This window comes from Streptomyces sp. NPDC051064, from assembly GCF_044455985.1.
Classification (GTDB): Bacteria; Actinomycetota; Actinomycetes; order Streptomycetales; family Streptomycetaceae; genus Streptomyces.
Genome location: NZ_JBITFK010000001.1, coordinates 199,524 through 212,847, shown reverse-complemented (window position 1 = coordinate 212,847; position 13,324 = coordinate 199,524). Strand labels below are relative to the sequence as shown.

Genomic DNA, 13,324 nt, shown 5'->3' with positions numbered 1-13,324 from the left:
GGCAGCCGCGTCAGCTCTGCAGGAACACCAGCAGAGCGATGATCAGGACCGCGCACAGCGGGAGCACCACCCAGCGCGTTTTGCGGAAGGACTCGTTCTCCTGATCGGTCCGCCCGCGGGAGGCGTCGTGGGCGCCGGCCAGATGCTCCCAGGCCATGGCGTCGATCCGCTGCGTGGTCAGCAGCGACGGGGACCAGTCACAGTGCGCGCAGACGAGGAAATCGCGGTACGGGTCGTACCGGAAGTCACGCTCGATGTTCACCGTGAACACGTGGTCCCCGGGGCCGATGGCGGTGAAGTGGCGTATCGCCGCACCCATGTCGATTGCTCCCTGCTCGTGTCCGTCCGTGAGCGCCGGTTCGTGAATCCCGGCGGCGGAACACTAGCGAACACCGGGGTGACGGGGCCGGTCCGCCCCCGGTGTGAGGCCCTCAGAAGTCGGCGAGGGTGCGTTCGTCGAGCCGGGCCACCGAGTCCTGGGCGTAGGCCTTCTCGTACGCGGTGCGGATCCGCTCGATCTGGGGGTCGCGCAGGCGGGCCTCCGACGCCGGGTACAGCAGGATCAGTTCGTACGAACGCTCCCGCTCGATCACCCCGTTGGAGTCGCGCCACTGCCCCCGGCCCTCCTGGACCGTGAGCCCGTCCGGGAAGGCGGGCGTGACTGTGCGGTCGATGAACGACCGGAACTGCTCGCCCGTCACATCGGGCCCGCCGTCCGGGCGTTCCGTGCCGAAGAAGAGGCGGGTCTCCACATGGGCCGTGCCCCGCGCGGCGGGGGCCGCCGCGGCCGGGGGGACTTCCTCGCCGAGGGCGGCGTACGCGATCGGTGTCCCTCCGGCCAGCACGGCGGCGGCCGCGACGGCTGCGGTGAGCGCGGGGCGCCTGCCGGAACGCTTCGGACGCGGCTCGGGCGGTGTGCTCTGACGCGGCAAGGTGCTCTCCCCTGAACGGTCGGACGAGGTCGGCGCCCACCGTGGCACGAGGGCGCCGCGCCCACGCGGAGGGACATCCTGACCGAGGCCGAACCACCCGTAATGGTGAGCCCCTACGCGCCTGTTGCCGCGGCGCCGGGGAGGGAGACCCCGCGGCCTGCGAAGAAGCGCTCGAAGACCGGCAGCGGAAGGCCGGCCGCGCGGGTCGCGGCCGTGGTCCCCGACGGGTTGTGGAAGTGGACGCCGAACCCGTCCGCCGTTCGGGAGGTCAGCAGCACCAGATGGCCACCGCGCCCCGGAGCCGGCCGCTCCGGGTGCCGGATCCCGTAGTGCACCGAGGCCATCACCCTTCGCCCCTCGTCCAGCAGCTCCAGGATGCCGGCGGGGGAGAGGTCCCGGTGGACGACCGCGTCGAGGCCGTGGACCTCGGACACATACCGGGCGAAGGGAGCGTAGACCAGCCCTTTGATCACCCCGGCGGCGTCCTCCGTGTACGCGTCGTACTTCAACGCCCCGTCCCGCAGGGCGAACAGGGGCGGCGCACAGGTGCCGAGCGCCATGCGCAGGCAGGCCATACCGCACAGATGGCCTGCCCAGCGCGCGTACTCGGAGGCCGACGCGGCGCCCGACTCCGCCCAGCGGGGGTCCCCGGCCGGATCGAGCCCGCCTTCCACGATCGCCTCCACCAGACCGGGCGAGGCGAACTGCGTGTGCACGGGTGTACGGCAGGTCGTGCAGGTCACTGGCGGTATCCGTTCAGGAAGCGGCCGATGCGGCTGATCGCGGCGTCCAGGTCGTCGGCGTGCGGGAGGGTGAGGATGCGGAAGTGGTCCGGGCGCGGCCAGTTGAAGCCGGTGCCCTGCACCACCTGGATCTTCTCCCGCAGCAGCAGGTCCAGGACGAACCGTTCGTCGTCGACGATGTGGTGGACCTTCGGGTCGATGCGCGGGAAGGCGTACAGCGCGCCCTTCGGCTTCACGCACGACACCCCGGGGATCTCGTTGAGGCGCTCCCAGGCCCGGTCGCGCTGCTCGTGGAGCCTGCCGCCCGGGGCGACGAGCTCCCGGATCGACTGCCGGCCGCCGAGCGCCGCCTGGATCGCGTACTGCGCGGGGGCGTTGGGGCAGAGCCGCATGGAGGCGAGCATGGTGAGCCCCTCCAGATAGCTGCGGGCGTGCTGCTGCGGGCCCGACACCACCATCCAGCCGGAGCGGAACCCCGCCACACGGTACGTCTTGGACAGCCCGCTGAAGGTGAGGCAGAGCAGATCGGGAGCCAGCACCGCCACGCTGTGGTGCTCGGCACCGTCGTAGAGGATCTGGTCGTAGATCTCGTCGGCGAACACCATCAGCCCGTGCCTGCGCGCCAGGTCGAGCATGCCGTCGAGGACTTCGCGGGAGTAGACGGCGCCCGTCGGGTTGTTCGGGTTGATGATCACCATGGCCCGGGTGCGGTCGGTGATCTTCGAGGCCATGTCGGCGAGGTCGGGGTTCCAGTCCGCTCCTTCGTCGCAGGTGTAGTGCACGGCCCTGCCGCCCGCGAGTGTGGTGACGGCGGTCCACAGCGGATAGTCGGGGCTCGGGATCAGGATCTCGTCACCGTCCTCCAGGAGCCCCTGCACGGCCATGGAGATCAGCTCGGAGACCCCGTTGCCGAGGAAGATGTCGTCCACGTCGACATCGGCCAGTCCCATCGCCTGATAGCGCTGTGCGACGGCCCGGCGCGCGGACAGGATGCCGCGCGAGTCGGTGTAGCCGTGCGCCTGAGGGAGCATCCGGATCATGTCCTGGACGATCTCTTCGGGGGCCTCGAACCCGAACAGCGCCGGATTGCCCGTATTGAGGCGGAGCACGCTGTGACCCGCCTCCTCCAGGGCGTTGGCCTGCTCGATGACCGGGCCCCGGATCTCGTAGCAGACCTCGTTCAGCTTGCTGGACTGCCGGAACTCCATGCGGTGCCTCCCCGACCCTGAATATGCGTTACTTGGTTTTACCAAGCTCGGGCTTGGAAAGTCCAACAACATGTCTAGACTGCGTCGCATGCCACGTCAGCAGCAGCCCGCACGTCCCGCCCGCCGCCGGAGCTACGACCAGTTCTGCGCCACCGCCCGTGCCCTCGACTCCGTCGGTGACCGGTGGACCCTGCTGATCGTCCGTGAACTGCTGGCCGGGCCGCGCCGCTACACGGATCTGCACGCCGATCTGCCGGGAGTGAGCACGGATGTGCTGGCCTCCCGGCTCAAGGACATGGAACAGGGCGGCCTGGCCGCGCGCCGCCGGATGCCGCCCCCGGCGGCCGTCGCTGTCTACGAACTGACCGAGCGCGGGCGCGGACTGCTCCCCGTCCTCACCGCGCTCGCCGGGTGGGGCGCGCCCGCGCTCGGCGAACGCCGGCCCACGGACGCGGTCAGGGCCCACTGGTTCGCCCTGCCGCTGCTGCGGGCCATGGACGGCCTCACCCACAGCGGAGTCATCGGAGTCAGGCTTCCCGAGGGCGAGTTCCACATCCGCGCCGGTGCGGAGGCGACGGGAGGCGAGGTGTACGGCTACGGCCCCGCCGACGCCCCGGACGCGTGCCTCGTGCTGGACGCGGAGGCCGTCCTGACCATCGGGCGCGGTGGCGGCACCCTCGCCGAGGCCGTCAAGGACGGCCGGGCCGAAGTCCTGGGCGAGGGCCCGCTCGCCGTCGAACTCCGTGGCGGCGGCTGACCCGCGCCGTCGGTGCCGGCGGGCCGACTCGCGCGTAGCGTGAGCATGTTCGATAAGCGTCGCGGCGCTCGGCCTCGTGCCGGCGGCGGTCGCGACACCGGGCAGCGGCGTGAGCGGCACGGTCGTCGCCGAGGGCACGTCCGAGGGCAAGCTGCAGGTGGAGACTCCCGAGGAGCGCACGGATGTGACCTTCCGGGAGATCACGGTGGCGCCGGGAGGCTCCACCGGCTGGCACACCCATCGCGGACAGCTGATCGCCGTCGTCAAGTCCGGGACGCTGACGCGGACCCTCCACGACTGCTCGGCCGAGGTGACACCGGCGGGTACGTCGTTCATCGAGCCGTCCGGAGCCGGCCACCGGCACATCGGGCGCAACCTCGGCACAGAACCCGCCGTGCTGTGGGTGACCTACCTGCTCCCCGAGGGCAGTGAACTCTCCGACGACGCCGACGCGGTGGACTGCCCGGCCGGATGAGAGCGCCGGGGGAGCCAGCCCGGCAGCGGGCGCCCCCGTATGCCCCCGAGCCGTCCGTCAGACGGCGGCCGTCTCCCCGTACGCCCCGAAACCGGAGACGACGAGCCCGTCCCGGAAAGTCAGCACCTCGTACACCCGGCCGCCGATCTGGTTGCGGTAGTCGATCACCAGCGCGTCGACGCCGGCCCGTACGTCCATCACCTCGAACTCCAGGTCGGGGATCTTCTCCAGCCCGGCGGCCCAGTACGCCCGCAGCGCCGCCTTGCCCTGCAGCGTCCCGGCCGGGGAGCCCGTCAGCCGGGCGATCATCGGCGAGCTGAAGGTCACGTCCTCGTCGTAGTGGGCGAGGATGCGGTCCACATCGTGGGAGTTCCAGTCGTCCTGCCACCGGGACGCGAACCGACGGGCGTATGCGAGATCCATACGGATGATGATGCGACAGGGTGATGATGGATGCGTGCAATTTGAACCCATCACCTGGGAACGGCTGGCCCGCGCCCTCGCCGCCCATGCCGACGGACTCGAACCGGCCGACGGCGGGTCCCGGCTGAGGATCGGCGTCGACGGCGCTCCCGCCGCCCGCCCCGAGGAAGCCGCCGCCCACCTCGCCGAGGCACTGCGGGCCCGCGGGCGCCCGGTGCTCACCGTCTCCACGGGGGGCTTTCTGCGCCCGGCCAGCCTGCGCTACGAATACGGCAAGGAGGACCCGGACTCGTACGCCGACAGCTGGTTCGACACCGGGGCGCTGTGGCGCGAGGTGTTCCGCCCGCTCGAGGCGGACGGCAGCGGACGGGTCCTGCCCGATCTCTGGAACCCCGCGACTGACCGGGCGACCCGCAGTCCGTACCAGGTGCTGCCCGAGGGCGGGGTACTGATCCTGCACGGGCCGCTGCTTTTCGGGCACTGGTTCCCGTTCGACCTCGGAGTACATCTGAGCCTCTCGCCGGGAGCGCTGCGACGGCGTACGCGGGAGAGCGAGCGGTGGACGCTGCCCGCCTTCGCGAGGTACGAGGACGAGGTCGCCCCGGCCGACCGCGCGGACGTCGTCGTACGGGCCGACGACCCGCACCACCCCGCCTGGACGGGGCCCGGCGGTTGAAGCGAGGGGTCGTCACGCCGGGCGGCCCCCGACCGTCGCGACCGCTTCGGCCCCTGCCCGGCAGCCCGCCGCGGCCGCCGAGACCTCGTCCGCACCGGCGATGAGGGCGGCGAGGAAGCCGCCGGTGAACGCGTCCCCCGCCCCTGTCGAGTCGACCGGGGCGCCGACCTCCCCGGCGGGCACACGCGCGGTCACCGTGCCGTCGGCCGCCAACAGCACGCCCCGGGCCCCGAGCGTGACGGCGACCCGGCCCACATGACGGCTCAGCTTGGCCGCGGCGTCCGACGGATCCGGCAGCCCCGTCAGCTCGCGTGCCTCGTCCGCGTTGGGCAGCAGCAGATCGACCCCCTCTACCAGGTCCAGGAACGTGGCGGCGCCCAGTGCGGCGAGGAATCCGGCCGAAGCCGGATCCACGCTCACCGGGACACCCCGCAGCCGGGCCTCCCGCAGCGCCAGTGCCGCCGTCGCCCGGCTCGTCGGCCCGAAGAGGAGGTAGCCGGACAGATGGAGCCGGGCGGCGCCGTCGAGCAGCGAAGGAGACCAGTCGCCGGGCGAGAGGTGCAGGACCGCCCCGCTGTCGGTGAGGAAGGTGCGTTCGGCCGAGGAATCGACCAGGGCCACCACCGTGCCGGTCGGAGCGTCCTCGTCCACGCACAGCAGGGGGCGCACCCCGGCCCGACGTAGCGCGTCCCGGTGCCAGGCCGCGGATTCCGCCCCGGCCCGGGCGAGCAGCCGGACGTCCCGGCACCCCGAACGCACCGCCCAGCACGCCGCGTTGGCCCCCGCCCCGCCCGGCAGTGTGGAGATCCGCGCGGGCGTGTCCGTGCCGTGCAGCGGTGCGGAGGTGTGCCGTACGACCACGTCGGTGACCACCTCCCCGACCACGAGCAGACCGCCCCCGCCCACCGCGCGGCCGGTCCCGCTCACCGGCCGGCCGCGGCCACGGCGATCCGCGCGGCCAGCCGTACGTTTCCGCGTACGGCGGCGAGATTGGCCTCCAGGGACGCCCCGCCGGTCTCCCGCATCAGATACTCCAGCAGGAACGGGGTGACCGCCTGTCCCGTGACCCCCCGCCTCCGGCAGGCGTCCAGGGCCCCGGCGAGCACCCGGTCGTGCACCGCCGGGTCCAACTGCTCGTCCTCCGGTACGGGGTTGGCGACGATCAGCGCCGCGGGCGGGCCGCCCAGCTGCTCCCCGGCCCGCATCACCTGCGCGACGTCCTCGGGCGTACGGACGGTCCAGTCGACCCGCTCGCCGGAGCTGCTCAGGTAGAAGCCGGGGAAATACTCCGTCCCGTAGCCCAGCACGGCGACACCGAGGGTCTCCAGGCGCTGGAGTGTCGCGGGTACGTCCAGGATCGACTTCACGCCCGCGCACACCACCGTGATCCCGGTCCGGGCGAGCAGCCGGAGGTCCGCGGACTCGTCCTGCGTCTGTGTCCACTCGCGGTGTACGCCACCGAGCCCGCCGGTCGCGAAGACGCTCAGACCGGCCCGCGCCGCGAGGAAGGCGGTGGCGGACACGGTGGTGGCCCCGCTCGCGCCGAGGGCCAGCGCGGGCGCGAGATCACGGTGGCCCAGCTTGCGTACGTCCGGGTCCCCGGCGACCCGCTCCAACTGGGCGCCGTCCAGACCCACATGCGCACGGCCGTCCAGCACGGCGACCGTGGCGGGGACGGCGCCGGCCTTCCGCGCCAGCTCCTCCAGTTCCCGGGCGACGTCGAGATTGCGGGGGCGCGGCAGCCCGTGCGCGATGATCGTCGACTCCAGGGCGACCACGGGACGTTGTTCTTCCAGGGCCTCCCGCACCTCTTCGGAGAGTACGGGGGTGCTGCGGCCGGGTTCCTGCGACAGGGGTGCCGATGGATTCTGAGGCATGCCCCATCTCTGTCGCGGGCCCGGGCGCCGCAAACCCGCGACGGCCCGGCTGTCGAGCGGGTGGTCAGGCCTTCGCGGAATCCGGGGCCGGCCGGGCCGGCGCCCTGCGCAACGCGAGCGCGGCCATCGGCAGGAGGAGGCAGGCGGCGACCGCGTTCAACCAGCCGTAGCCCAGCCGGGAGACGATCACTCCGGCGACGGCGCCGCCGATGCCGGCCGCCGTGCTCATCGTGAGGTCGGAGAGTCCTTGCACGGCGGCCCGTGCCGCCTGCGGTACGGAGTCGGTGAGCAGCGCCGAGCCCGCTACCAGGCCCGCCGACCAGCCGAGCCCCAGGACGAAAAGGCCTGCGGCCGTCCGGATGTGCCCGTCACCCGACGTACCGGCCAACGCCGCCGCGCAGCAGAGCAGTCCGGCTGCCAGCCCGATGACGGAGAGCCGGCCGACCCGGTCGGAGAGCCAGCCCATGACGGGGGACAGCGCGTACATGCCGGCGATGTGTCCGCTGATGACCAGGCCGATCAGCTGGATGTCCGCGCCGTGGTGCCCCAGATGGACAGGGGTCATGACCATGATGGAGACCATCACGGTGTGGGACACGGCGACCGTCACGAGTGCCAGCCGGGCCATCGGGGCCGCCCGCACCGCCGCGATCCCCGCCCGCAGCGATCGGCTCGCCGCGTCGGCCGTGTCCTCGGAGGCGAGCGCCCGCGCGGTCAGCAGCGGGTCGGGGCGCAGCAGCACGGCGACCACGGCCCCGGTGAGCAGGAAAATGACGGCGGCCCAGGCGAACGGGCCCGCCGTCTCGGGCACGAAGGTGCCCCGGAACACCCGGCTCGCGGGAGCGGCGATGTTCGGGCCGAGCACCGAACCGATCGTGGTGGCCCAGATGACGGTGGAGATCGCCCGGCCGCGCCGCTCCGGCTCCGCGAGGTCGGCCGCCGCGAACCGCGCCTGGAGATTGGCCGACGAGCCGGCACCGAAGCCGGCCATGCCGAGCAGCAGCAGCGGAAAGCTGCCCACGACGGCAGCGGTCACCACGAGGAAGGCGCCGAACGCCCCGATCAGGTAGGCCAGGACGAGCCCGGCGCGCCTGCCCCGCGAGGTCATCAGAGCGGCCAGCGGCAGCGACAGCAGTGCGGTGCCCGTCACGGAGGCGGTCGGCGCGAGCCCCGACAGGGCTTCGGAACCACTCACCTCGGCCGCCAGGACCGGGGCGAGGGCGATACCGACGGCCACGCCGAGACCGCCGAGTATCTGGCTGCCGACGAGTACGGCGGATATCCGGCGCCGCAGGGCCGGCAGCTCGGTGGCTGTGATCCGGGATGCGGGGGTGGCTGGCGTCACCGTCGCAGTGTGCCAGCGTGTACCTCCGTGCGACATGGCGTGACGGACACGGTCGGTACGAAGCGACGGAGCGCGGCACGACGCGGTGATGTGCCCTTCGGCGAAGGGACGACGCGGTGATCGTCTCTTCGGCCCGGCACGGACGGCGTTCAGAACAGCGGCTGCGGGAGTATGCCCTCCAGAGCCAGCAGCTGCCGCTTCGTCTCCAGCCCGCCGCCGAACCCGCCGAGCCCGCCGCCGCTCTCCACCACCCGGTGGCACGGAACCACGACCGGCAGCGGGTTGGAGCCCATGGCCGCCCCCACGGCCTGGGCGGCGCCCGGCTGGCCGACCCGGCTCGCCAGGTCGCCGTAGCCCACGACGGTCCCGTAGGGCACACCGGAGGCCAGCTCGGTGAGAACCTCGCGGTGGAAGCCGGAGCTCAGCGACCAGTCCAGAGCGAGCGAGAAGTCCCGCAGCTCTCCGGCGAAATACGCGGCGAGCTGGCGCACCGGCTCGGCCAGCAGCGCGGAGTCCGGGGCTTCCACGGGCTCCGCGCCCAGCCGTGTCCGCAGCCGCTCCAGCACCTTGTCCCGGACCGCCGGGCGCGCGTGGAAGACCACGGTCACCAGGCCGGAGCGGGTCGCGGCCAGCAGGAGCGGGCCGATGTCGCTCGGCACGACGGACCACTCCACGACCTGCTCGCTGCTCTCCATGCGATCCACCGTACGGCCGGCCACTGACAGTGCCGTCCCGTCAGCCGCTCAGCGGGTGGCGTCCCTGACGACGTCGGGGTTGTTGGTGATGATGCCGTCCACGCCGAAGCCGGCCACCTCGGCAGCCTTCGCCGCGTCGTTCACCGTCCAGGTGTTGACCTGGAGAGGCTTGCCGTGGGCGCCCTTCAGCTTCTGCACCGCGGCGACGTAGTCGGCGCCGATCGTCGTGTACGACGGATTGATCTGGTCGGTGAACGCCGCGTACGACGGCAGATCGGCCACCGCCGGGGTGCCCAGGAAGCCCGTGACGACGTCCGGACGCTGAACATGAACAGTTTTCACACTCTCTGCACCGAAGCTCTGGATGATCAGTTTGTGCTTGACGTGGGCGCGGTCGAGCCATCCCTCCTTGCGCAGGACCCGCAGGGTCTCCTTCTCGATCCCCGGGTAGATCTCCGGGCTCTTGATCTCCAGGAGCAGCTTCTGGCGGTTGCGCTCGACACGGTGCAGGTACTGGCTGAGCGTCGGCACCCGGGCGCCCGCGAAGCCGGCGCCGAACCAGCTGCCGGCGTCCAGCTTCGCGATCTCCGCCGCGGTGAAGTCCTTGACCGCCCAGGGCGCGCGGTCGGGGAAGACCTCCTCCGCGTCGGTGGTCCTGTTCAGGGTGGTGTCGTGCACGACGACCAGCACGCCGTCCTTGGTGAGCTGGACGTCGTTCTCCACCCACGCGATGCCCAGGTCGTCCGCCGCGTCCACGGCGGCCAGGGTGTTCTCCGGGGCGTAGGCGGAAGCGCCCCGGTGTGCGTAGACGACCGGGCTGTCCTGCGCGCCCGAGGCCTGGGCCTGGGTGGCGGGCAGCAGGACGCAGGCGCCGAGCATGGCGGCGGCGGCGCCGGAAGCGGTTGCTGTGCGTACGGACACGTGTACTCCTCGCGTCGGGATGTCGTCAGAGCAGAGACTCGCATCAGATCCCCAACGGAGGGGAGGAGGATGATGGCCATGTTGTGAACGGAAGGGTGGGCGCCGAGTCCGCGGAGGGCCCGGAGGCGGATAAAATGCCGCTCTTATGTTTGCTTGCCGGGCCTTGCCCTTTAGGGTCACCCCGAACCCGGGCACACCGCGAAGGGCGTACCAGCATGCAGGGCACAGTTGACGGATTCACCTACGGCCTCGTGACGCCCGTCACGGCGTTCCTCATGGCATGCCTCGGTGCCGCGCTCGGTCTTCGGTGCACCACACGGTCCCTGCGCACCCGTGGAGCCTCCAGAGCCGGCTGGCTGGCACTCGGCGCCACCTCCATCGGGTCCGGCATCTGGACGATGCACTTCATCGCGATGCTGGGCTTCACCGTCCGGGAAGCGCCGGTGAGCTACGACAGGCCCCTCACCTACGCCAGTCTCGCCGTGGGGGTCGGGATGGTCGGGGTCGGCATCTTCCTGGTGGGCTACCGGGGCGCCACCCGGATGGCGCTGGTCACGGGCGGGACGATCACCGGCCTCGGGGTCGCCTCCATGCACTACCTCGGCATGGCCGGAATGAACTTCGAGGGACTGTTCGAGTACGACACCCTCACCGTCGCGCTCTCCGTCGTCATCGCCGTGGTGGCCGCGACAGCCGCGCTCTGGGCGGCCGTCTCCGTCCACGGCTTCCTCCCCAGCCTGGGCGCCAGCGTGGTCATGGGCGTGGCCGTGAGCGGGATGCACTACACGGGGATGGCCGCGCTCCGGGTGCACCTGCACCCCGACGCGGTGCCGGCACCGCCGGGCGAGGCGCCCACCTCGCTGCTCCTGCCGATGATGATCGGCCCGGGCTGCTTCCTGCTGCTCGCCGCCGTCGTCGTGATGATCGACCCCCTGGTGGTGTCCGGCGGCCCCGGAGAAGCCCGGCGACTGCCGGGACAGGCCGCACGGGGCGGGGGGCCGATGACATCGATCCCGGCCCAGCGACGGCACACGCCGTCCTACGCGAGCGCCGCCCGCAAGGCGTCCCGGCAGTCGTGGAACCGCTGATCCCCGGTCGTTGTCAGTGGGGGGTCGTACGGTGGTTGCATGCGGCCAGTCTCGAAGATCGAACGTTCGGTGGCGCCTTTCGAGGTCGTCAGTCCCTACCAGCCCAGCGGTGACCAGCCGGCGGCCATCGCCGAGCTGGACCGGCGTGTGCGCGCGGGTGAGAAGGACGTCGTCCTGCTCGGCGCGACCGGCACGGGCAAGTCGGCGACGACCGCCTGGATGATCGAGAAGCTTCAGCGCCCCACCCTGGTGATGGCACCGAACAAGACGCTGGCCGCCCAGCTGGCCAACGAGTTCCGCGAGCTCCTCCCGAACAACGCCGTGGAGTACTTCGTCTCGTACTACGACTACTACCAGCCCGAGGCGTACGTCCCGCAGTCGGACACCTACATCGAGAAGGACTCCTCGATCAACGAGGAGGTCGAGCGGCTGCGCCACTCCGCCACGAACTCGCTGCTGACCAGGCGCGACGTCGTCGTGGTCGCCTCCGTCTCCTGCATCTACGGCCTGGGCACCCCGCAGGAGTACGTGGACCGGATGGTCCAGCTCAAGGTCGGCGACGAGATCGACCGTGACCAGCTGCTGCGCCGCTTCGTCGAGATCCAGTACACGCGCAACGACCTCGCGTTCACCCGCGGCACCTTCCGCGTCCGCGGCGACACCATCGAGATCTTCCCGGTGTACGAGGAGCTCGCCGTCCGCATCGAGATGTTCGGCGACGAGATCGAGGCGCTCTCGACCCTCCACCCCCTGACCGGCGAGGTCATCAGCGAGGACGCCTCGCTCCACGTCTTCCCCGCCAGCCACTACGTGGCGGGCCCCGAGCGCATGGAGAAGGCGGTCAGCGGCATCGAGCAGGAGCTGGAGGTGCGCCTCGCCGAGCTGGAGAAGCAGGGCAAGATGCTGGAGGCCCAGCGGCTGCGCATGCGCACCACGTACGACATCGAGATGCTCCGGCAGATCGGCACCTGCTCCGGCGTCGAGAACTACTCGATGCACTTCGACGGCCGCTCTCCCGGCACCGCCCCCAACACCCTCCTCGACTACTTCCCCGAGGACTTCCTCCTCGTCCTGGACGAGTCGCACGTCACCGTGCCGCAGATCGGCGCGATGTACGAGGGCGACGCCTCCCGTAAGCGGACCCTCGTCGACCACGGCTTCCGGCTGCCCTCCGCCCTGGACAACCGCCCGCTGAAGTGGGAGGAGTTCCTGGGCCGTATCGATCAGACGGTCTACCTCTCCGCCACACCCGGGAAGTACGAGATGTCCCGGGGCGACGGCTTCGTCGAGCAGATCATCCGGCCCACCGGGCTCGTCGACCCGGAGGTCGTCGTCAAGCCCACCGAGGGCCAGATCGACGACCTGGTCCACGAGATCCGCATGCGGACCGAGAAGGACGAGCGCGTCCTGGTCACCACCCTCACCAAGAAGATGTCCGAGGACCTCACGGACTACTTCCTGGAGCTGGGCATCCAGGTCCGCTACCTCCACAGCGACGTCGACACGCTGCGCCGGATCGAGCTGCTGCGCGAGCTGCGCTCCGGCGAGTACGACGTGCTGGTCGGCATCAACCTCCTGCGTGAGGGCCTCGACCTGCCCGAGGTGTCGCTCGTGGCCATCCTCGACGCCGACAAGCAGGGCTTCCTGCGCTCCGGCACGTCCCTGATCCAGACCATCGGCCGTGCCGCCCGTAACGTCTCGGGGCAGGTCCACATGTACGCCGACAAGGTCACCCCGGCGATGGCGCAGGCCATCGACGAGACCAACCGCCGCCGCGAGAAGCAGATCGCCTACAACACCGAGCGTGGGGTCGACCCGCAGCCGCTCCGCAAGAAGATCAACGACATCGTCGCGTCCATCGCCCGCGAGGAGGTCGACACCGAGCAGCTCCTCGGCACCGGCTACCGGCAGGCCAAGGACACCAAGGCCCCCGTCCCCTCGCTGGGCGGCAAGGCGGCCGCCGGGGGCAAGGCGAAGAAGGGCGGCGCGGTGGTCACCGACCGGCCCGCCGCCGAGCTCGCCGGGATCATCGAGGAGATGACGGACCGCATGCGTGCGGCCGCCGCCGACCTGCAGTTCGAGGTGGCCGCACGGCTGCGTGACGAGGTGGGGGAGCTGAAGAAGGAGCTGCGTCAGATGAGGGAGGCGGGGCTGGCCTGACCCCCTGGGGCCCGCAGTGTTGCA

15 protein-coding genes are annotated in these 13,324 nt (G+C 71.5%); 5 read left to right on the top strand and 10 right to left on the bottom strand.

What is annotated here, in order from left to right; all coding sequences use genetic code 11:
* Positions 1–10 precede the first annotated feature (10 nt).
* The 4 genes from ACIBCU_RS01035 to ACIBCU_RS01020 form a co-directional block, all read right to left on the bottom strand.
* Positions 11–319: a hypothetical protein gene (locus ACIBCU_RS01035; RefSeq protein WP_362938807.1), complete on the bottom strand. Its 309-nt coding sequence runs from the start codon at positions 317–319 to the stop codon at positions 11–13.
* A 112-nt stretch (positions 320–431) separates the two neighbouring features.
* A complete protein-coding gene (locus ACIBCU_RS01030) occupies positions 432–932 on the bottom strand; it encodes a DUF3574 domain-containing protein (protein ID WP_399228355.1) in 501 nt (166 codons plus the stop codon).
* Positions 933–1,045: 113 nt separating this feature from the next.
* Positions 1,046–1,675, bottom strand: a complete 630-nt coding sequence (locus tag ACIBCU_RS01025) for a peptidase (protein WP_399228353.1) — start codon at positions 1,673–1,675, stop codon at positions 1,046–1,048.
* The gene (locus tag ACIBCU_RS01020; RefSeq protein ID WP_362938816.1) at positions 1,672–2,883 is read right to left on the bottom strand and encodes a pyridoxal phosphate-dependent aminotransferase; all 1,212 of its coding nucleotides are present in this window, start codon (positions 2,881–2,883) and stop codon (positions 1,672–1,674) included. Before ACIBCU_RS01020 ends, ACIBCU_RS01025 begins: the two co-directional genes overlap by 4 nt.
* A gap of 70 nt (positions 2,884–2,953) precedes the next feature.
* On the opposite strand from ACIBCU_RS01020, the gene ACIBCU_RS01015 reads away from it, so the two are divergent.
* Both ACIBCU_RS01015 and ACIBCU_RS01010 read left to right on the top strand, forming a co-directional pair.
* Positions 2,954–3,640 carry a helix-turn-helix domain-containing protein gene (locus ACIBCU_RS01015; protein ID WP_362938819.1) on the top strand — a complete coding sequence of 229 codons (687 nt, stop codon included), beginning with the start codon at positions 2,954–2,956 and terminating at the stop codon, positions 3,638–3,640.
* 52 nt (positions 3,641–3,692) lie between these two features.
* Complete coding sequence (locus ACIBCU_RS01010; protein ID WP_362938884.1) at positions 3,693–4,115, top strand: cupin domain-containing protein; 423 nt, start codon at positions 3,693–3,695, stop codon at positions 4,113–4,115.
* A 57-nt stretch (positions 4,116–4,172) separates the two neighbouring features.
* Here ACIBCU_RS01010 and ACIBCU_RS01005 read toward each other — a convergent pair whose 3' ends face one another.
* The gene (locus ACIBCU_RS01005; RefSeq protein ID WP_362938822.1) at positions 4,173–4,538 is read right to left on the bottom strand and encodes a nuclear transport factor 2 family protein; all 366 of its coding nucleotides are present in this window, start codon (positions 4,536–4,538) and stop codon (positions 4,173–4,175) included.
* Between the two features lie 34 nt (positions 4,539–4,572).
* On the opposite strand from ACIBCU_RS01005, the gene ACIBCU_RS01000 reads away from it, so the two are divergent.
* Complete coding sequence (locus ACIBCU_RS01000) at positions 4,573–5,214, top strand: uridine kinase (RefSeq protein WP_362938825.1); 642 nt, start codon at positions 4,573–4,575, stop codon at positions 5,212–5,214.
* Between the two features lie 12 nt (positions 5,215–5,226).
* Here ACIBCU_RS01000 and ACIBCU_RS00995 read toward each other — a convergent pair whose 3' ends face one another.
* The 5 genes from ACIBCU_RS00995 to ACIBCU_RS00975 all read right to left on the bottom strand — a co-directional run bounded on the left by ACIBCU_RS00995 (position 5,227) and on the right by ACIBCU_RS00975 (position 10,052).
* The gene (locus ACIBCU_RS00995) at positions 5,227–6,141 is read right to left on the bottom strand and encodes a PfkB family carbohydrate kinase (RefSeq protein WP_362938828.1); all 915 of its coding nucleotides are present in this window, start codon (positions 6,139–6,141) and stop codon (positions 5,227–5,229) included.
* Positions 6,138–7,091: a pseudouridine-5'-phosphate glycosidase gene (locus ACIBCU_RS00990; protein ID WP_399228348.1), complete on the bottom strand. Its 954-nt coding sequence runs from the start codon at positions 7,089–7,091 to the stop codon at positions 6,138–6,140. Before ACIBCU_RS00990 ends, ACIBCU_RS00995 begins: the two co-directional genes overlap by 4 nt.
* A 64-nt stretch (positions 7,092–7,155) precedes the next feature.
* The gene (locus tag ACIBCU_RS00985) at positions 7,156–8,472 is read right to left on the bottom strand and encodes an MFS transporter (protein ID WP_362938834.1); all 1,317 of its coding nucleotides are present in this window, start codon (positions 8,470–8,472) and stop codon (positions 7,156–7,158) included.
* Positions 8,473–8,585: 113 nt separating this feature from the next.
* The gene (locus tag ACIBCU_RS00980; protein ID WP_399228345.1) at positions 8,586–9,131 is read right to left on the bottom strand and encodes a methylated-DNA--[protein]-cysteine S-methyltransferase; all 546 of its coding nucleotides are present in this window, start codon (positions 9,129–9,131) and stop codon (positions 8,586–8,588) included.
* 48 nt (positions 9,132–9,179) lie between these two features.
* Positions 9,180–10,052 carry a glycerophosphodiester phosphodiesterase gene (locus tag ACIBCU_RS00975; RefSeq protein WP_399228343.1) on the bottom strand — a complete coding sequence of 291 codons (873 nt, stop codon included), beginning with the start codon at positions 10,050–10,052 and terminating at the stop codon, positions 9,180–9,182.
* Between the two features lie 215 nt (positions 10,053–10,267).
* Here ACIBCU_RS00975 and ACIBCU_RS00970 point away from each other — a divergent pair, with 215 nt between their 5' ends.
* Both ACIBCU_RS00970 and uvrB read left to right on the top strand, forming a co-directional pair.
* Positions 10,268–11,140 (top strand): MHYT domain-containing protein, encoded by an 873-nt coding sequence (locus ACIBCU_RS00970; protein ID WP_399228341.1) that lies wholly within the window; start codon positions 10,268–10,270, stop codon positions 11,138–11,140.
* 39 nt (positions 11,141–11,179) lie between these two features.
* Positions 11,180–13,300 carry an excinuclease ABC subunit UvrB gene (gene uvrB, locus ACIBCU_RS00965; RefSeq protein ID WP_362938845.1) on the top strand — a complete coding sequence of 707 codons (2,121 nt, stop codon included), beginning with the start codon at positions 11,180–11,182 and terminating at the stop codon, positions 13,298–13,300.
* The last annotated feature ends 24 nt before the right edge of the window (positions 13,301–13,324 follow it).